This window comes from Spiroplasma sp. SV19, assembly GCF_030060925.1.
Taxonomy (GTDB): Bacteria; Bacillota_I; Bacilli_A; order Mycoplasmatales; family Mycoplasmataceae; genus Spiroplasma.
In genome coordinates this window covers 866,558-886,497 of record NZ_CP045455.1, presented here as the reverse complement: position 1 = coordinate 886,497, position 19,940 = coordinate 866,558, and the positions used below count along the sequence as shown (strand labels likewise).

At 25.3% G+C, this 19,940-nt stretch carries 25 protein-coding genes and 1 pseudogene; 24 read left to right on the top strand and 2 right to left on the bottom strand.

The window, feature by feature from the left end; translation table 4 throughout:
* The 18 genes and pseudogenes from E7Y35_RS04320 to E7Y35_RS04235 all read left to right on the top strand — a co-directional run.
* Nucleotides 1-1,383 (top strand): annotated as a pseudogene (locus E7Y35_RS04320) (DNA cytosine methyltransferase); the annotation flags it as partial.
* Between the two features lie 24 nt (nt 1,384-1,407).
* Nucleotides 1,408-1,719, top strand: coding sequence for a hypothetical protein (locus E7Y35_RS04315; RefSeq protein WP_283271763.1), 312 nt, complete (start codon nt 1,408-1,410; stop codon nt 1,717-1,719).
* Nucleotides 1,720-1,737: 18 nt separating this feature from the next.
* Nucleotides 1,738-2,031, top strand: coding sequence for a nucleoside triphosphate pyrophosphohydrolase family protein (locus E7Y35_RS04310; RefSeq protein WP_283271762.1), 294 nt, complete (start codon nt 1,738-1,740; stop codon nt 2,029-2,031).
* Between the two features lie 3 nt (nt 2,032-2,034).
* Nucleotides 2,035-2,295, top strand: a complete 261-nt coding sequence (locus tag E7Y35_RS04305; protein ID WP_283271761.1) for a hypothetical protein — start codon at nt 2,035-2,037, stop codon at nt 2,293-2,295.
* 324 nt (nt 2,296-2,619) lie between these two features.
* Complete coding sequence (locus E7Y35_RS04300; protein ID WP_283271760.1) at nt 2,620-3,654, top strand: hypothetical protein; 1,035 nt, start codon at nt 2,620-2,622, stop codon at nt 3,652-3,654.
* Nucleotides 3,635-3,922, top strand: coding sequence for a hypothetical protein (locus E7Y35_RS04295; protein WP_283271759.1), 288 nt, complete (start codon nt 3,635-3,637; stop codon nt 3,920-3,922). The genes E7Y35_RS04300 and E7Y35_RS04295 overlap by 20 nt, the downstream gene beginning before the upstream one ends.
* Before the next feature lie 167 nt (nt 3,923-4,089).
* Nucleotides 4,090-4,395: a hypothetical protein gene (locus E7Y35_RS04290; protein ID WP_283271758.1), complete on the top strand. Its 306-nt coding sequence runs from the start codon at nt 4,090-4,092 to the stop codon at nt 4,393-4,395.
* Between the two features lie 70 nt (nt 4,396-4,465).
* Entirely contained in the window at nt 4,466-4,651 is a 186-nt protein-coding gene (locus tag E7Y35_RS04285; protein WP_283271757.1) for a hypothetical protein, read from the top strand.
* A 427-nt stretch (nt 4,652-5,078) separates the two neighbouring features.
* Complete coding sequence (locus E7Y35_RS04280; protein ID WP_283271756.1) at nt 5,079-5,372, top strand: hypothetical protein; 294 nt, start codon at nt 5,079-5,081, stop codon at nt 5,370-5,372.
* 114 nt (nt 5,373-5,486) lie between these two features.
* The gene (locus E7Y35_RS04275) at nt 5,487-5,780 is read left to right on the top strand and encodes a hypothetical protein (protein ID WP_283271755.1); all 294 of its coding nucleotides are present in this window, start codon (nt 5,487-5,489) and stop codon (nt 5,778-5,780) included.
* 166 nt (nt 5,781-5,946) lie between these two features.
* A complete protein-coding gene (locus E7Y35_RS04270; RefSeq protein ID WP_283271754.1) occupies nt 5,947-8,034 on the top strand; it encodes a type IV secretory system conjugative DNA transfer family protein in 2,088 nt (695 codons plus the stop codon).
* A gap of 1,187 nt (nt 8,035-9,221) precedes the next feature.
* Nucleotides 9,222-9,710, top strand: a complete 489-nt coding sequence (locus E7Y35_RS04265; RefSeq protein ID WP_283271753.1) for a hypothetical protein — start codon at nt 9,222-9,224, stop codon at nt 9,708-9,710.
* Nucleotides 9,711-9,831: 121 nt separating this feature from the next.
* Entirely contained in the window at nt 9,832-10,554 is a 723-nt protein-coding gene (locus E7Y35_RS04260; RefSeq protein ID WP_283271752.1) for a hypothetical protein, read from the top strand.
* Nucleotides 10,555-13,221, top strand: a complete 2,667-nt coding sequence (locus E7Y35_RS04255; protein WP_283271751.1) for an Mbov_0397 family ICE element conjugal transfer ATPase — start codon at nt 10,555-10,557, stop codon at nt 13,219-13,221.
* 26 nt (nt 13,222-13,247) lie between these two features.
* Entirely contained in the window at nt 13,248-13,418 is a 171-nt protein-coding gene (locus tag E7Y35_RS04250) for a hypothetical protein (RefSeq protein WP_283271750.1), read from the top strand.
* A complete protein-coding gene (locus E7Y35_RS04245; protein ID WP_283271749.1) occupies nt 13,399-13,689 on the top strand; it encodes an HU family DNA-binding protein in 291 nt (96 codons plus the stop codon). The genes E7Y35_RS04250 and E7Y35_RS04245 overlap by 20 nt, the downstream gene beginning before the upstream one ends.
* On the top strand, nt 13,682-14,164 hold the full coding sequence (locus tag E7Y35_RS04240; protein WP_283271748.1) for a hypothetical protein: 483 nt from the start codon (nt 13,682-13,684) through the stop codon (nt 14,162-14,164). The genes E7Y35_RS04245 and E7Y35_RS04240 overlap by 8 nt, the downstream gene beginning before the upstream one ends.
* A complete protein-coding gene (locus E7Y35_RS04235; RefSeq protein WP_283271747.1) occupies nt 14,164-14,790 on the top strand; it encodes a hypothetical protein in 627 nt (208 codons plus the stop codon). The genes E7Y35_RS04240 and E7Y35_RS04235 overlap by 1 nt, the downstream gene beginning before the upstream one ends.
* An 89-nt stretch (nt 14,791-14,879) precedes the next feature.
* On the opposite strand, the gene E7Y35_RS04230 is transcribed toward E7Y35_RS04235, so the two are convergent.
* Complete coding sequence (locus E7Y35_RS04230) at nt 14,880-15,023, bottom strand: hypothetical protein (protein WP_283271746.1); 144 nt, start codon at nt 15,021-15,023, stop codon at nt 14,880-14,882.
* Nucleotides 15,024-16,590: 1,567 nt separating this feature from the next.
* Nucleotides 16,591-16,716, bottom strand: a complete 126-nt coding sequence (locus tag E7Y35_RS04225) for a hypothetical protein (RefSeq protein WP_283271745.1) — start codon at nt 16,714-16,716, stop codon at nt 16,591-16,593.
* Between the two features lie 322 nt (nt 16,717-17,038).
* Between E7Y35_RS04225 and E7Y35_RS04220 the strand changes: the two genes are divergently transcribed.
* The 6 genes from E7Y35_RS04220 (at nt 17,039) to E7Y35_RS04195 (ending at nt 19,940) form a co-directional block, all read left to right on the top strand.
* A complete protein-coding gene (locus E7Y35_RS04220) occupies nt 17,039-17,521 on the top strand; it encodes a hypothetical protein (protein WP_283271744.1) in 483 nt (160 codons plus the stop codon).
* A gap of 127 nt (nt 17,522-17,648) precedes the next feature.
* Nucleotides 17,649-18,200 carry a hypothetical protein gene (locus tag E7Y35_RS04215; protein WP_283271743.1) on the top strand — a complete coding sequence of 184 codons (552 nt, stop codon included), beginning with the start codon at nt 17,649-17,651 and terminating at the stop codon, nt 18,198-18,200.
* Nucleotides 18,201-18,415: 215 nt separating this feature from the next.
* Nucleotides 18,416-18,757, top strand: a complete 342-nt coding sequence (locus tag E7Y35_RS04210) for a hypothetical protein (RefSeq protein ID WP_283271742.1) — start codon at nt 18,416-18,418, stop codon at nt 18,755-18,757.
* 11 nt (nt 18,758-18,768) lie between these two features.
* Nucleotides 18,769-19,410: a hypothetical protein gene (locus E7Y35_RS04205; RefSeq protein WP_283271741.1), complete on the top strand. Its 642-nt coding sequence runs from the start codon at nt 18,769-18,771 to the stop codon at nt 19,408-19,410.
* Between the two features lie 11 nt (nt 19,411-19,421).
* On the top strand, nt 19,422-19,607 hold the full coding sequence (locus tag E7Y35_RS04200) for a hypothetical protein (RefSeq protein WP_283271740.1): 186 nt from the start codon (nt 19,422-19,424) through the stop codon (nt 19,605-19,607).
* A gap of 18 nt (nt 19,608-19,625) precedes the next feature.
* A complete protein-coding gene (locus E7Y35_RS04195; protein ID WP_283271739.1) occupies nt 19,626-19,940 on the top strand; it encodes a pilin in 315 nt (104 codons plus the stop codon).

Sequence of the window (19,940 nt, the reverse complement as noted above, 5' to 3'; positions counted from 1 at the left end):
GATTATTATCTAACTAAACTGGAAGAATTAGGATATAAATCAACTTGAAAAGTTTTAAATTCAAAAGCTTTTGGGATTCCGCAGAGTCGCGAGCGAGTATTTGTTATTTCAATTAAAAACAATCAAGAAAATAATTTTGATTGAGATAATTTGAAAACAATTAATTGTAAACCATTAAAAAGTTTTTTGCATAGTATTAATGAAACCGATATTAAGTTATGATTTACTAAAGATAAATTAGCTAAAGCGATTGAAAAAGGATATTATAAAACAACAGAGTGAGAATTTAATGATAACGGGTTTTGTTATTTACCATTAAGTGGTCGGCAATCTGATAATAAAGTTGGAAAAAATGTTACAGCACCTTTACAAGCACATAATAATCAAACAAAGGTTTTAATCCCCTTAACTAATTTTAAAAGTGCTAATGATATTGCTTTAAACGAAGTTAGAACGTTATGTGCAAGAGATTATAAATCGCCAGCCCAAGTGTTAGTATCAATTTATGAAATTGACAAGACGAAAGAGTATAAAATGTCAGATGGATCACCAAGACCAATTGGCAAAATAAATAAGGAAGGGAAAGTTACGATTCCAATATCTAATGTCCACTCAAATAATAAAATAGGGGTTACAACTGCTTCAACGTTAACTACTTCCCCTAATGTAAAAGTGTTAGTACCATTGGAGTTTGAGGAATATTCTAATTATTGGCAATTCCCGCGGGAATTAGATGGGAAAGCTAAGGCAATCGATAATGCGAATGGGGCATATAATCGATATTGAAAGGATGATAAATTAATAGGAACTTTACCCGCCAGTAAAATTCAAAATATTTTAGTACCTATCAAGGTTAATAATTTTAATGATCGCGGGAAAACAGAAATCAATATTGAAAATAATTATAATCAAGAATCAAGAGTTTATGATAGTTCAAATTACAAAACTTTTATTGATACATTAACGACGAATTTAAAAAGTTCTAAAATTGCTTTTCCGATTTCTTTAAAAAATTTTAATATTCAAGGTAGAATTAAAATTCCCCATCAAAATTATTCGCAAGTAGATACTGTTGTAAATGAAGATGGCATTACACCAACTTTAACCGAAAATCATGGATGAAGTCAAAAGGTTGCAAAAGAACTTGATAATGAATTAACAATTGAATTTTGTATAAAGAATAATATTGCTATCTTTAATATCGAAAATAAATTATATGCAATTAGACATCTATCGCATATTGAATATTGACGTTTAATGGGATGACAAGATGAAGATATTAATAAAGTTAAATTACCAAAATCTAAAATGTATTTTTTAGCAGGAAATGCAATTGTAATTCAAGTTTTAGAGGCAATTTTCAATGAGTTATTTAAAAATTAATGAAATTAAAAGGAAGCGATATTTATGAAAGAAAAGAAAATGCAAAAAATTACTTGCAAATGTATTTATAAAAATAAGATTCGGTGATTTTGTCTTGAATGTAACAATAATCGTATGAAAAAACAAAAAATTTTAGATGATAAAAAAATATTAATATGCAAGGAACATTGTTTTTCTTGTCATTTAGATGGTTGAAAAAATTGTGTCTGTGGTTATGAACATTCACAGGGTTGTAAATATCATTCTACAATCTATTGAATTTATCGAATAAAAGAATGCAAACTAATGACAGTAAATAATAAGAAAAAAAATATTCAATTAACATTGTTTAAATAACCTAGGAGGAAATAAAATATGAATAATTTATTAAAACCAATTGTTTTGCATTACCAGGAAAAACAAATTATACAAGCTATTGAAGAATTTTCAGAATTAATTAAAGAGTTATGTAAAAACAGCAAAGGAAAATCAAATAAAAATCAAATTAAAGAAGAAATGGCTGATTGTTATATTATGTTAGAACAGTTAAAAATATTGTTTAAATTTAATAGTCAAGAAATAGAAGCAATAATGTTTAATAAAATTAAAAGAACATTAAATATTATTGATCAAGAATTAACCCAAAAAGTAAAGAAGGAGAGTAATTAAGTTATGGCAAATTTAAATAATAAATTAGAGCATAAACATTATTGATGATTAAAAAATACATTGTTTCGTCATTATACAAAAGACCAAATTTTAGATGCCTTTAATAAGATAAATGTTGCTGTTGAAAAGGAAAAAAAGAATCAAGAAATTCTGCCATGAGTAAATGATACCAAATTAGAACGTAAACATTATTGATGAGTTAGAAATATATTATTTAAATTTTATGATTATAAAATATTAATGGATGTATTAAGAGGTATTTAGAAGATGAAAAAAATCAATAAGTTAATTAAAAATTTAATTTAAAATATACAGATGATTTATATTTATGAATTAATTTCATCAATAATAATAACAGACAAATTATATTATATTTAAAGACATTAGGAAATAATAAAATGTATTCCGATTCTTCAATCCCACTGATATATAATTCAAACTCAGGGTGTGTTAATATGGAAATAAAAATGTTAACTTAATTCTAACCTTGATAAAAATAATTAAAGAAATTAATTTTTATTGCACTAATTTATGCTAGCGCAATTTTTTTGTTGTATAATAAAAATAATTAGATAGGATATTTTGGTTATGAATAAAAATGATTATAAAGAAAAACTATCAATTATTAATGACAAGACAATTAACACATCAGGAAGTTATGGAAATAAAGGATATACATTTCAAAAAACTTTTTTATTGTATGAACTTTTAAATTTAAAAGATTATAATGTATACGCGTTTTATGAACTTGTTGATGATATTTTATTTCTTTTTGCAAAAAATAATGAAATTTATTCAACAACAATCTGTCAAGTTAAGGGTAAGTATGTAGGCACAAATAATACAGAAAATTTAAATAATTATTATGATGTAATAAATTCTATTAAGAAAAGAATAAATTTAGTTCAGGATATCAATAATGAAATAGATGTTTTTGGAAAATTTATATTTAGTGGGAAATTGCATCTTAATAGTAAATATTTTGATAGCGGTGAAGTATATTCCAAAATATTAGGTTATGAACAATTATCATTGATAGAAAGTAATAACATTAATTCAAGAATAGTCATTCATTATTTTGATCACCCAAATTCTGAGCACTTAAATATTCTTCGACAATTTATTAAAGACAATGATACTTATAAAATTTTTTCACCTGAACAAATTGAAGATGTAATTAGCCAACTAATTGGTATAATTGATTTAAATAATGATTCACTTAAATTAGAAAGTAAATTCTTATCTGATGTTAGTTCTAGAAAATGGGTTAAATATTCAAACGTTATAGATGCAATGAAAAAATTTAGTTCTTTAAATTCTTATTCTGAAAAAATTATGTCTTATATTCAAAACAATTATTTAAAATCATTTAATTTTCCTGATTCAGTTGGTCTTCAACTAATTAGAGACTTGCGGAAATATGAAATTGATTTTAAATGAGGTAATAATACTATATACGACAAATTAGTCACAAAAATAAAAACTCAAGAATTAACTAATGATATTGAAATATATGAATTTTTATCTGAAAATAAAATTAGTTTGAATAATGAACAAATTGCATGATTATTATTGGAAGGAAAAATTATATTGGAGGCAAATTATGAACAAAATAAAAATTAACTTTTTGGGTATATATAACTTTAAAAACAAAGGTTCATACAGAATTTTTTTAAAAGATGGTATAAATTTAATTATGGCAAATAGTCGAGTTGGAAAGACAACGCTTGCCAAATTACCTTTTTATACTCTTGGCTGTAATACAATGTTAGAGGATATAAGTGAAAAATATGATGATTTTATGACTATTATTTCATTGAGTGTAAACAATCATATTTTTTATTTTTTAAGATTAAATAATAAAAATATGATTCCCATCTGTATATTTTAGATAATTTATATAATGTAATATGAAAAGGCAATTTTTATAGTCGTGATAAATTAATATCAATTAAAGGATATGCACAAGAAATTTATAATTTATTTGGTTTAAAAAACTTTTTAATTAAAAATTCTGATAAAAATAAATTATCTCTTGTGCTCCCATATCCAGGAGCGATGTTTGATTTATTTTATATTGATCAATCATATTGAGGGTCAGATTGAAAGACATTTAGAAATGATTTATTTAATATTGATCGCGATAGTTTTGCATATATTTATGCATATTTATTTGAAGTTATATCAGACAATGATATTAAAGTTTTAAATGATAATATTAATATTGACTTTCAACTTTCAGAAAATGAATTAAACAAAAATAAATTGCAATTTCTAATTGATCAATTATCGATAAAATTTTCATCTGAAGTTGATTTTAAAGAAATTGAAAATATAAATACTATTTCAAAAAAAACTATTTAAGGAATTAATAAACCTTGAAAAAAATATTAAAAGTTTATTAATTGAGGAAAGAAAAATAGAAGAATCAGCTATGGAAATGGAAATTCAATTAAACATGTTAAATGGTAATATAAATTATATCAACGAATTTATGGAAGAAAATAAGGATTTCATGTATGAAGTAACGATTGCAGATCAAAAACATAAAATTTATTTAAAGGATATAATGGATTTTAAAGCAAAAATTATTTTAAATTTATTAAAAAAGAAAATTTAGAAGAGAGTCTGGTTCAACTAAAACAAAATAAAAGAACTATATTATCTAACATCAAATCTATTAAAGAAAAATATAATGAAACAAAATTACAACTAAATAAATATAATCTTTTATTATCTGATATAGGAACTAAAGAAGAAAATGATAAAATTAGATTATTAATTCAAAATTATCAAAGTTCTTTGAATGAAATCGATTTAAAAATTAGTGAATTTAAAAATCAAAAAAAGAATTCACTGAAAAATCATCTACAATACTTTCTAAAATTCAGAGTTTAACATTTGACTTAACAAGTCAAATTAGTGAATTTATTAAATCTCTAAAATTAGAATATAATGTCGAAATAAAAGATTTTATAAAAAATAAAAAAACTTATACAGGTAGTGAAGCAATAATATATTCTTTATCCAGAATGTATATTAATTACATGAATATCTCTAAATTAAATAGTTTTTTTGTAATTGATTCTCCAAGAGAAAAAGAACTAGATTCAAATGCGCGAATTGCTAGAAATAAAATTATTAATTTAATTTGTTCAAATAACAAAACTATGAATCGACAAATTTTAATTTTTTCTGTATACGATGAGGATATTGATTTTGATAAATCGCTTGTTATTTCAAAGAAAAAAATTATGAGAGAACCAAAAAGTCTTGTTGAGATAAGCGATAATGAATTTAATAGTTGGTTATCAGAAAATATTTTTGACAAATTAAAATAATTTTTATAGTATAATATTTGTGTAGATGACCAATGACACATGCTACGATTTTTATCGTATGCATGTGTTTTTTATTTGGTAAATGACAATAATAATTTAATGATAGGAGGAATTATGAGTTTACAAACAGGAATGTCAGCATTATGTTGTTTATCAATTATTTTATTAATTTATGAAATCATTGTTTTTGTTAAATGAGATAAAACTTGTCGGCGCATTTGATCAAAATATCTTGGCAAATGACTAAAAAATAAAAATGAACAATTAGACGAAATTTCAAAATTAAATGATGATGATACTTTAAAAGCAAAAAAGGAAATTAAAATTAGATTAATATTTAATCTTGTTGTTTTATCATTAACAACGGTTGGAACTATTCTTTTTGGGGTCTTAGCTTATGTTTCTTAATGAAAAAAAGCAATTTTGAAGTAAAATTCGAAAGGAACATTTAACATATGGCTTAATTGTCTTTCCATTTTTTCTTACCTTAGTAGTTATTTTAATTCCTTGTTTTAAAGTATTTAAAATGGAGGGATTTAAACTTTTAAAATATTTTCAATTTTTGTGAATTTTTATGCAATCAAATATAGTATTTATTGTTGTATTAAGTTTAGTATCAACATTACTATTTTGAACAGGATTGATTTTATGAATTGTATGTTTGAAAGAATATCGGAAAGTGCAAGTTAAAGATAGCAATTCTACTGAATATGGAACAGCGAAATGAATCGTAGATGAATTAGAGAAAAAAGGTAATGTTACTGATTTTAACGAATTATATCCTGCCAATACGGAAATAAATATACCCGGGTGAGTAGTTCGTTTTACCAAAACAAAAAATGATTTTGTTTTTAACATTAAAGCTAATACCCATGCTTTAGTTTTAGGAGCAACAAATAGTGGAAAGTCGCAAAAAGTAGTAATGCCCAGTGCGATTTATAATTCAAAAGTAGAATATGATCAAAAGCCATGTATGGTTTTTACAGATCCAAAAGGTGAATTATATAGTAATTTATCAAAGCCATTAGCAGAAAATGGTTATCAAGTTTTAACACTTGATTTACGTGATGCAAAATCATCATCTTCGTGAAATCCATTGGCCATTGCTTATAAATATTATTATGATGCAGTTACAATTGAACAACAAATTCGATTAGTTACATTTAATTCAATTGAGGATTTAAAAATAAAGTTAGATAATTATCAATGCTATGATCATGATGAACAATCTTGTGATAACTGCTTCAATAATGTTAGTAATAAAGTAATTGTCTTTGAGAAGATGTGATTCTATGATGAAGTTAAAGCAAACAAGTTCTGCGAGGCATTACGATTAGAATATCGGGACAAAGCAATTGATGAAATTAATGATTTAATCACAACAATTTGACCCTTAAAAGGACATGAAAATGATCATTTTTCAGCAATGGCTGGTAGTGTTGCTAAATGTGTAATGCTCGGAATGTTAGAACTACTAGTTAATGATTTAGATGCTTTGCCGTTAGAAATGTTTAATTTACCGACAATTGCGGTTTTATGTAGTGATCGTAAACGCTTAAAAACATGGTTTAATAAATTGCCAATAAAATCTTTTGCTAGAATAGTTGGGGCAAACGCCTTGGGAACAGGTGACAAAGAGCAGGGGTCAATCTTTTCAACGTTAGATAAAGGCTTACAAATCTATCAAGATATTGGAATTCAATCAATCGTTTGCAAAAATGATATTGATTTATTTCGCTTTACCGAAAAACCAAAAGCCTTGTTTTTAATTGTTCCCGATGAAAAAACAAATCGACATATTTTTGCCAGTTTACTAGTAACACAATTATATAAAGCTAATGTTGCAATTGCTAACGAAAGCAAAAATAAGCGCTTACCACGCGATATTCAGTTTTATTTGGATGAGTTTGGAAATATGCCAACAATTCCAAATTTTCAAGGATTTGTTACAGTGGCGCGAAGTCGGGGAATGTATTTTTTAATTATTTTACAAGATTTTAAGCAACTATATAAAAAGTATGGCCAAGAAGATGGTAGTGTGATTAAATCCAACTGTAGTTTAAACATTTATATTTCCAGTGGCGAAATTACGACAGCAAAAGAATATAGTGAGATGCTAGGAATTCAAACCGTTGAAGTAATAACTTATTCAACTTCTCGTGATCCAAAAACGAAAAAAATAATTAAGAATCCACCCCAAACTCGTTTAGAAGGGATGGAGTTAATTAAAGCGAGTGATTTATTTAAATTGAAAAATCCATATGGTGTTGTTTTCTCAGCAAGAGAAAATCCAGCTAAAGTTTATATGGAATCTAGTTGAAAATTTGCTAAGGAATTTAATTTGGGAAAAGAACAAAAACCAAAAACAATTAATACCGTTAATTTTTTAACAGATTATTATTTTGATTTATTTGCATATATCCCAGGAAAACTTGATGATAAATACGATATTTTAATTGAACAGGAAACTAAACGAGAAATTACTGAAGCAAAAAATGAAATCAATATTCCAAATATTAATAATCTCTTAGCTAAATCACCCCTTGATCGTACGCCCGAAGAACGTGCAATTGTTGAAAAATATCGCAATATTAAAACAAAATTGAACAAGGAACAAACCAAAAACTTAATCGTGGCAAAGAATAAACAAGATTTGAAATAAATCTTGTTTTTATTTTCTTTTGTAACTGGTAGATAATTTAAATAGTGTATATAAAAAATAGGGGAAATATATTATAATTTAGAAAACTTAGAATTAATTATTTACTTAATATAATAAGCCCGTATTTTAGAAAGGAAGAGGAAATGGAAAAAGAAATTACTTTTTGATTTGGTATAGTAGGTATTATTTCAGTTATGATTACTTTTATTGATATTGTATATTTACGATGAATTAAACATTGGTTAAACAATGTAAATTATTTAAGCAATAAATTAGCCAGAATAGAGTTGAAAATAAAAAAATATGATATATTAAACCACAAACAATGAATAAAGAACAATTTAATAATTTTATGCTAACAGAAACTATAAACCATTATATAGATGAAACAAAAATAGGAATTATCATAAATAAATGTATTTCATATTTATATCAAATAATTAAAGCAAATTATCCATATAATAAATTAATAAAAAAGAAATTAAAAATAAAATAAAGCAATTATATTTTTTTACAAATTGATATAAAAAAATTATTTATCTTTATATCAAGCTAGAATAATTGATTTTAATGGAATAAAATATCAATTAGGTTGAGAAATAATAAAAAATAAAGAAAATGATGAAATAAAAGATAAAAATATAATAATTTTAAATTGATGTATTTGAAAAATAAAAGATAATAATTGTTTAGAGTTAGTTCATATATATGTGAAAGACATTCAAATGACAATATTTCAGCCAAAAGAAACATTACTAGAGCATTGACATAATATTTTAGATAATGTAAATAACTTATCAGAAGAAAAATTTAAAAAATTGCTTACTATTAGAAGAACAATATAATTTTTTTCAATATATTTTCATTTTCCTATAAAAAGGATAAATGTCAAAGATTTTAAATAATCCTCGGTTGTCCGAGGAAGAGGGGGTAAAAAAAGTGCGCGCACATTTACGCCCTCTTGTTGAGCAAAAGCGCACTCAATTTTTACGGTAGATACCGTATAAAATTGATGTGTGCGCATGCTCCTTATCCTGCTTCTGAAATTACTACGTAATTTTGGAAGAATATGGGGTATAATATCTCTGTAGATGACCAATGACACATGTCAGACATTTTTAAATGTCTGACATGTGTTTTTTATATTGGTATATGACAAAATAAAAATTATGGAGAAATGCAGATATATGCCAAATTGAGCAATGGGAGAATTTAATATAAAAGGTCTAAAACAAGATTTAGTTCAATTTTTAAAAAATTGATTAAGTAATGATATTAAAATTGAAGAAATTGAAAATGGTATTAAAATATCACCGAATGGGCGATTATTAAATATTGCGGCAGAAGAAAAATTAGGACATATTACAGATCCAACATTTAATTCAGCAAGAGCATTTTTATATAGTAATGAAATTTTTGCTGATTTTTTAGAAGATACAACAAAAATGATTACTATTGAAGTATGTGGCGAAGCTGCTTGGTCTTGAACAGGACAAATGGATAGTACCTTTATACAAAATGCGCAAAATTTAGCTGAGAAATATAATATTGATTTTAAATGTTATTCTAAAGAACCTAATATGGGTTTTACAGAGACATTTGGTTATAGTAAAGAAACAGGTGCTTTTAATTATAGTGAAGATTATGAATTGGAAGATGAAGAGTTAGAACTATAAAAATAAAAGCCCACTCGTCTAGCAAGTGGGAATAGCTCTCATCTTATGAAAAAATTCATAACACTAAGATAAGTAAATAATATCATACAAATAGTAAAAAACAATAGAAACGAGGAAGAAAATGAAAAAAATACAAACATGGAGAGTTTATGAGGTGCAAAATCCAGGTGATTTAGATCAAACAGGAAAACAAAAACCACGAGCTTTTATTGCATTAGGACAAGGTCATAATCCTTATCAAACTTATGGATTATTAGCAACAACTTCATATAAAAATAATCAAATAGATGGTGAGTTAATAATTAATGATTTGTTAAAAAATAAAAAAACTAATAAGTTATTGCCTAATAATTTAGTCAGAATTTATAATTCTCATTTAAAAAGACCATTTAAAAATCAAAATGGTTATATTAATATTACATCCAATCATAAGAAAATTATTATTGAGCATTTTAAATTACAAAAATATCGAAAAATAAAGGAATTTAAATTTCATTCGTTAGATCAATTAGAAAATATTGACTATAACTATCAAGCTAATAGTTTAGTTAAAGGGATTGATCAAAATATTAATGAAGCATATAAGGCATCAAAAAATTTGTTAGATCAATTTAATCAAAAATATGTTGCAAGTGATAATACAATTACACTTGATCACAAAAGTTTTAATATACTTAACAAAGCATTTGAAGAATTACCATATTATCAAAATGAGTTAGCAAAAACCCATAAAAAGATTCAACATTTAGAACAGCAAGTTAAAGCACAACAATCTGAAATTATTGATTTACAAAACAAATTAGCAATTGAAGTAAGCCAAGATGATGAAATGGAAATTGAATAAATGAGCCAAAGTATTATTCCACCACAGTTAAAAAAACAAAAGTTAAAATTAAAAGATAATTTTTCCCTTTTAGATTTAGCTTTTGCGGTTGGTTATGCAATCATTTCATTTATCGTTGGATATAATTTAACTGTTTTTAGTACTTTAGTACGAATCATCCTTGGTGTTACAATTTTTATGTTTTTAATGTTGTCATTAATTAATTCTGAGAAATATAATGGTCGAATTTATATGATTATTATTCGTGGTTTCATTTTTTTAGCGAAAAAGAAAAAGTTTACAATTGATAGTAAAAATAATAATACATCACTTTTAATGCCTTATCGTAAGTTACATGAAACATGTTTGGAAACTTCAATTTTAGAGGGTGGTAAAAAATGATTTGTTGGTGCAATTGAAATTAAGGGCTTTAATATTACAACATTAGATTATTCAGAACAAGAGTTACGACTAAATCAGTTAAGTGAAGTATTTCGTTTAATTAACTGTCAAATTAGTTTAGTTAAGTTAGATAAGCCTTATAATTTAAATAAAAACATAAATTATTTAAAAGATATTATGATTAAGTTAAAAAATTTAAAAGAACTTAACATATTATCTGATAAAGCCTATAACAGTCGAATTAAGCAATTAAAAGGTTATGAAAGAATATATTCTGATCAGGGAGGAATTTTGGGTTATTCTGCAACCCAAAAAATGTTTATTTTATTTATTTATGATCGTGATATTTCTAAATTAAATAAAAATATGCGCTTAATAAAAGCTAAAATAAATGAAAGTAATTTACTTGCCGTTAACGTTAATAAATATGATTTAGTGAATACCATCAAATTAATTTTTAATCCTTATGATGAACCATTTTCAAACAAAGTTATTGATGAATATGCTACTAAGTTAAATGACTTATTAGCATTGGATAACATCACTTTTACTCAAAATTATTTTAAGATTAATGATGCCTATTATTCTTTAAAGGGGATTAAGGAATATCCAATATATCCAAATCATGGCTGAGGGGCAAAATTATGTACAACTGATAGTACAGTTATTTTTAATATTTCAAGTACTAATCATGAAGCAGTAAAAGAACAATTGCACCGAGCAATGGTTAACGCTAGAACGAATTTATTTTCAGTTAAAAAAACTGTTAATAAATCAGAAAAAGAGCATCAATATCAATCTTTTGAAAATTTAGTGCAATTAATTTCTGCTGGTGAAGAAATAGTAAAAAGGGTTAATGTGTTATTTTTGAATTATGGAGTTAATAAACCAAGTTTACGTCAAGCAGAAGAAAGTTTAGAACTTTTATTAAAAACACAGAACATGAAAATGGACTATCTTTTATTTAAACAAATTGATGGTTATAGTGGAATGTTACCAAAACCAACTGACCCAACAGCTTATACAAATTCGCACGAAATGCCATGTTCTACCTTAGGGAATTCATATCCCTTTATGAACAATGCTTTAGAAGACGAAAAGGGGCTCTTTATTGGTTATAACAGCACTGGGGATGTTGTTTTTTCTGACCAGTTTCGCCGGGGTGGTGATTATCAAAATTCAAACGCCTTTTTTATTGGAACAACAGGGGGTGGGAAAACAACAACGGTATCAAAATTTTTGAATTACCATATTGCCTTAGGAAGAAGGGTTATTATAATTGATCCAAAACGTGAGTTTGGTAAACTTTGTGATTATCATAATGGTAATTGAATTGATGTTGGAACTGGTTCAAAAGGGCATTTCAATCCTTTGCAAATTAACACAAACATCGATAAAACAATAGATATCAAAACAATCATCGGTGATCATTTGCAAGTATTAGAAACATTTTTTCATTTTACTCATCCATCGTTAAAAGACGAAGAAGTGGGATATTTAATTCAACGAATCTTAGATTTTTATATGAGTTTAGAAATTAATGATATTAATAAATTTCGGAAAATGAAAAATAGCGACTGACCAACTTTTACTGAATTAACTAAGTTTCTATTAACAATAAAACCAGATGTTGGTGAAGAAGAAATTTTAAATAAAATATCAAAAATAATAAAATATGATTTTACTGAATTTGGTAAGTATGCTGCGCTATGAAATTGTCATTCAACAATTAATTTGGGGGATAATTTATTAACTGTTTTGGATATTCAAACATTATATTCAAAATCGCAAGTTTTAAAAGCACAAATGTTTTTAATGCTAAATTTCATCCGTACTGAAATTAATAATAATCGTTTTAATACTAATAATGAAATTATTTTAGCGGTTGATGAAGCTCATATTGTTATTGATAAACAAAATCCCCAAGCTTTAAAATTTTTATTTGAAACAGTTAAAATGATTCGTGGTTTTAATGGGGGTGTGATGCTCGTTACACAAAATTTATCTGATTTTAAAGCAACCCCAGAATTAGAACGAGAAGCAACCGCTATTTTAAATAATGCCCAATATGTTGGGATTTTAAAATTAAAACAAAAAGACTTACATGATGTCAGTGAACTTTATAGTGCTTCAGGCGGTTTATCTGATAATGAAATAAGTTTTTGTGCCGGGGCTAAACGAGGCGATATGTTGTTTATGGTAACTGACTATAATCGTCATTGTTTACATGTTGAATTGTCTGAAGATGAACAAGCAGCATTTGGGATTAAATTAACTGAAAATTAATTACTTAAATATAAGGGAGTGAAACAATGAAACAAAAAAACAAGCAACCTGCAAATTCTTGTAAAATCCAATTAAAAATTTCAAAGAACATGTACAACCAATTACAGCAATATACTGATAAGGATCATTCCCTTGCTAATGTTATTCGTCATTTTATTAAAGAAGGAATGCAAAAACATGAAAAAGAAGACAACTAATGATTTAATAACAACATTAGCTATTAATTGTTCTTTAACTAAGAAAAAAGCAAAGGAAATAGTAAATCAAACTTTTCTGATATTATCAGATTTAGTTAAAAATAATGATGAAGTATTAATTGCTAATTTTGGTAAGTTTAAAACTTTAATTGTTACGAGAGAAGAAGTCATTTTAAATAAAAAGCAATTTAAAGTTATAACATCAAAAACTGTTTCATTTTCACCATCGCAAAAGTTCAATAAATATTTTCGAGGTGAGAGCAATGAGTAAAAAAGTAGTTGAGGTTAGATTTAAATTACGGAATTTAGATCAAATTAATGCCCATAATTTATTTATTGAAAGTAACAAAGCAAAATATAATTCGATCAATGAGCTGTTAACAATTCATTATGTTTCATCAATCCAAAAGCAAAATTTAGAAAACAATATCGATTTAGTGCAAAATATTGTTCGTGAAGAAATTTTAAAGGCGACTAAATTATTATTAAAAGCTGATAAAAATTATACTGATGATTTAATGTCATTGTTACTTCAACAACAAATTGTAACAAATTACAGAACAAGATATATGTTTAATATTTTAGCAAAACAATTAGGTGTTGACTTAAATTTATTAAATAACCCAGGTGAAAACAGTGAATTATTAAATGAAATTGATTGTATTAAAGAATTTGAAGAACAATTAAAAACTGATTATGATGTTTGAAAAGATTTACGACGAAAAGAAAGGGAAGGTATTAAATAATGAAAAATATTAATTGAGCAAAAGTTTGACAAATATTTTTAGTTATTTTTCCGTTAATTATTGCTATAATTTTACCAGTTATAAATTTAATAAATGTTTTTAATAGAAAGGATTATAGCAATATGTCAACAGGAGAAATTATAACAATTGTTGCATCAATTGTTGTCCCAATCGTGGTCTCAATTGCGGGAGTTATTGGCTCAGTTTGATTATCAAATCGGAAAGTAAAAAACAAATTATCAAAAGAACATAATGAAATTAAAAACTTAATTGGATGTTCTGAAGGTGAAAATTTACGGGCATATTTAGGTACCGGAACTGGTGAAAATATTAAAGCAATTTTAATTGCTTCAAAAGAAAGTTTAATTACTCAAACCCATGAATTAGAAAAAATATTAGCAATTTTAAAAGAACGTAGTGATCGGAATGAACATTATCAACCAAATAATTTTAAAGAAAGTGTTGCCATAATTACTAACACGATAACTGAATATGGTCAAAAGATAGATAATTTAATGAAACAAATTGAAGATTTAAAAGATCAAAATCGTTTCTTAAAGGATGAAAATCAAAAACTACATAATAAAATTAATGATTTATCGTTGGATGAAGGTATGTCATTGTAAAAACTCGCCAAAGGCGAGTTTTTTTGTTTAAAATATTTTGAATTAATATGTATTATTTTATAGTTTTATAATAACTTCTTTATATTAAGTTATTGTTTTCTAGTATGGCGATCATTTGGTTTACAAGTTGGACAGTTAGTACATTTACTATTCCCTTCGTTATGCTGTGCTCCACTTTTTTTACAGCTACAAGTACAAGCCATACATTGTAAAATACAATCAGGGCTTCCCATTATTGTTGCTCCTTTCTAAAAAATTTAATAAATTAAATAGTAATATTTAAGATATTTATCCTTTATCTCATATTCTTATTATTTCAACTTTTTAGAGTTATGTCAATAAAAGTACTAGTATATTTAAATTTTATTTCTCATTGTAGATTATAAAAGCGAGTGTCCTAATTCTATTAATTAATTCACAATATAGAATATAATTTTTTCTAAAATAAATATATAAAAATAAAAAAGATGCTATAAATAGCATCTTTGAGTGCACCGAAGTTACGTACTTAACATACGCTTAGGATTTACCAACTTAGCCGATGTCTTACCTTAGTTAAATTATATATTATTATTATAAAATGTAAATAGTTTATATAACTTTTTAATTAATATTACTGCTTGTAGATTATCATAATAAGTGCAAGTTTATATAAAGTAAAAAAATCATATGTTATACTTTTTACCACTAAATAGAAAAAATAATAAATATGAATTATAAACATTTTTTCATAAAAGAATGAACATTACTTGAAAGTTATAAAATTCAAAGATGAAAAAATCGTGAATGTGGCCTAACGGTTAAATTGGAATTCCTTCAGTTGGAACAAATTAAAACGCTATAAAGTTAACAAATACATTGTAAAACGAACAATATTACATTATAAATATCAACTTTAAAAATCCAACAATTATGAAATATGTTAAATCATTAGTATTGGATAATGGTTCCGAATTTACCATGTGAGAAAAATTTGAATAAATTGTTGGTATTCCAGTTTACTTTACAACACCAGCTTCACCATTAGAAAAAGGTGCTATTGAACACAAAAATAAATTATTACGGTAAAGATATCCTAAAAATAGAGATTTAAATAAATACAGTAAAGAATATGACAAAGAAACAATGCTTTTATTAAATAATCCAGCAAAAAAAACTAAACTTTAAAACACCTTTAGAAGTGTTTAAAATGTTTAGTCCTTATTTTGATTTAATAAAAACTTACCCTTAAGTTGACAATCTACCAGATATAATAAAAATTATCAAAATTATAGTTTATATAATGTCATAATGGTAAAATTGTGAAATTTACCTTTTTATTATTTCCAAATTCATTAATATAAAGATATTTAGTATTTACAATAAAATCAGCATATTGAATTAATAAAGTTTGCTCTGATTTTTGTATACTACTTTGAAATAAAATTTAACTGTATCAGAGCATAATGAAAATTCAGTATTTAAATATTCTTCAAGAAATTTTAATTTATTTACTGATATATTTCTATTATCACAATATAAATTAATCTCACATTCTTCAACATTATTTTCAATACAATTATTTACTATTGATTTAGATAAAAATACATTTTCAAGTAATTTCTTTACCAAATAGTTATAAACTATAGTAATATTCCTGTTTTTTGATGTTTCTTTATATTTAAGCATATTACATGAAATAGAAACAAACTCTTGGTTATAATTTTTTAATTTTTGAAAAATAAATTGTTTTTGTTCTAGATTAGTATCCTTTGCTTTTAGTTCTTTTTAATATCTTGACCAATTTTAATTTTAATTTTTTTAATACACTCCTAAAATTTTTTTAATTTTATCTTTATTATTTTTGTTAACAAGTATTAAACCACCTATACTGAAATAATGAGTATTAATACCACCAGATTCATCAATGTAAAAATCTATTTTCATATGTATTACCTCCAACTTATATAACTATAAATTTATATCTTAATTATATTATTTTTAAACTTATATAAAAACCTAAACTATTAAACTTTTTATAAATTTATGAATTAAAAAATATTATTGTAAATTTAAATACTATATTATGTTTATTTTCTTATTTAACTTAATTCTATACTAATTTTTATAGTATAATATTTGTGTAGATGACCAATGACACATGTCAGACATTTTATGATGTCGCGCATGTGTTTTTTATATTGGTATATGACAAATAGTCTAAATAATTTAATAATCATTGATATTTAAGAACATGGAGGAATAAGATATGACAGAACAAAACACAACACCAAAAAAACAAGAATATGACAACTTTTTAATTAAGAAGGAACGAATTATCAAAGCAATAGCACCAGCTTTAGTAACATTGCCCGATGGAACAACAAAAGAAACAAAAGCTAAGTATTTAATTCGTTTATCAGAAAAAGAAACATTCTTTTATCCGCAAAATTCAGTTTTTCCTAAAGCATTAGCTAATGATGGAGAGCATTTATTAAAAGAAACTTCAACTTTGGAAGAAGCGGATTATGCTCAAATTTCATATCCAAAAAACAGTAAGGATTGGGATAAAGTAAAAATTTCTACGTTTGAAGGAAATGATGAACAAGGAAAAGCAATTTATAAAGAAAGAGATTGTGCTTTAACAGGATTAAAAACTCACTTTAAAGAGGAAACTGCTTTAATTTGAGATGAAATGCGTAAAGCAAAAGAAGAATTTTTAGCAAAACAAGATGTCAGTAACAGCAGATAATGCTCCTACTGATTCAATTTCATTCGATGGTGATGATGCCATTTTATGAGATTAAAATAACTTAATTATTTAGACTAATAAGGACCTTGTATTTTCAAGGTCTTTAATTTAAGAGGAGAAATATCTCATGAAAAAGGTCCTATCAATTATTAGTACATTAGGATTGATGGTTATTGGCACAGCAAGTTTAACGGCATGTAATGATAATTTATCAAGACCAAAATCAATTTCACCCAATCCAGATCCACCACCAATTACACATGATATAAAATATTATCAAAATTTATATGATGCTACTTTAGTTGATTATAAAATAACAAAACAAGATATTGATGATTTACAGTCAAAAGAAATGATTGAACAAATTTGTGATGGGGGTGTGTTAATTTGTGCGGAACTACAAGAAATGATTGATGTAGCTAAGGTTGAATTATATCAGTATAATGTAATTTTAAGTGATTGTCAGTATCAAATTTTATCTTTACAGTACAACGGTAATTTTAGTGATCCAACAATTAAAGTTAAAGCATTAGGATTTTTAACAGATAAATTAACAACGTTATCAACCATTAAAGCAATTATGTTGCTTTATCCAACAAATTATACCCAAAATGATATTAATAAAATTAGTGCTCAAATTTCTACTGTTCAAGATTTAATTAAAAATTTGTCAGCATAATGGTAAATACTAAATTAATTCATATTGATAAGAAATTGTTGTTATTTAATTAAATTATATCCTAATTTTCATAGTATAATATTTCTGTAGATGACCAATGACACATGTCAGACATTTTTAAATGTCGCGCATGTGTTTTTTATATTGGTATATGACAATCATAAAAAATAATTATAAAAAATATGAAGTAAATAAAAGAAGAGGAGAAAAACAAAATGAATTTTAATTTAGTCAAGGAAAAAATAGAAAGTGCTGTTAATAATACATTATCACGTTTACAAGAAGAAAATTTAGTAAATAAAGTTTTACATAATGATTCAGATGTTAGTTTACGTGATTTAGTTCACGAAGTATGTGATACAGATTTTATTCGTTATGATGAGCAAGATGTTTTATCGGCATATTATGAAGAAAATGATCGTGATCGCAGTGCAAACGAAAATTTTTCAGAAGCATATGGTAAATATATTTTAGAAGTTGAAAATAAATTAATTGAGAAAGTTAATGAAATTACCGGAAATAATGTTGAAACCACGGATGATTTTGAAAGAGAATAGGAGGATAAAATATGGCAGAACAAAACGCTGTTAAACCAAAGCCTTTAATAATATATGAGGTTCATGAGGTGGGTTTATTTGATAAGGATGGCAACTATGATGCTAATGCTAGTAAATTACTTTATACCTTTACAAATTATGATGATGCAGAATCTGAATTAAATTATCAAATAGAATATGGTGGTTATGGCCCTGGTAAATTAGAAATCATCAAAGATAATATCGATTATGATATTAATTGTAATGAAAATTATTTAAAAACACTTGCTCATCAGAAAAAAGTCAATGAACAATATCAAAGATGATGTTTTGAAGACATTATTGTAGATTTAATTCGTGATTTTACAAAAAATGAAATTGGTGTTGCAAAGATAAGTACGGAATTATTAAAAATTGGGTTTAGTTCAGAACAAGTTCTTGCATATGAAGAAAATGTAAAACCTTTTATTAACAATGATAATTGAGTTGCAATGGGGGAATTTTTTAAAAAACAAACCCCAAAATATGGTTTTCAACTAAATGAAAAAGATGCATCTTTTAAAGAATATGAAATGGAATTTAACAAGTATCTAATAGCCAAAGAATTACAAAATAAGACTTTTGAAAATGAGCAAAATACAATACCAAATTCAGATGATTTTGAAAGAGAATAGAAGGTGAAAAAATGGCAACATGTAATGACTGCAATCAAAAATATGAACTTAAAAATAATTATACTTACACTGATCTTTGCCCCAACTGTTTTTATAAAAGAGAAACTGGAAATGATTTTACGTATGAAGATATTACCGTATATCAGTGATATGAGCTAAATAATAAAAATAAAGTTGTTGATTTTGAAAGAGAATAAAAGGAGGGAAATTAAAAAATGCAATTTATGTTAAATCTATTAGCGGATACCCCGGATTTTTCGGGCACAACTAAATTAGTTGTCTTATTGTTAAATGCGATTTTAACACCAATTTCAATTATTGCCGGGGCTGTTTGTATCCTTTATATTATTAAGCATGGCTTAAAAATTAAAAAATTTGCCGATGATCCTGAACAACGAAATATTCAAATTTATGCTGTTTGTTGATGTATCTTTGGTTTGGCACTGTGTATTTTTGCCCCAATCTTTGTAAATACCATTTTACCAGAGTTAATTAATGGAGCAGGTGGGTATGAGCCCCCATCAAAGTAA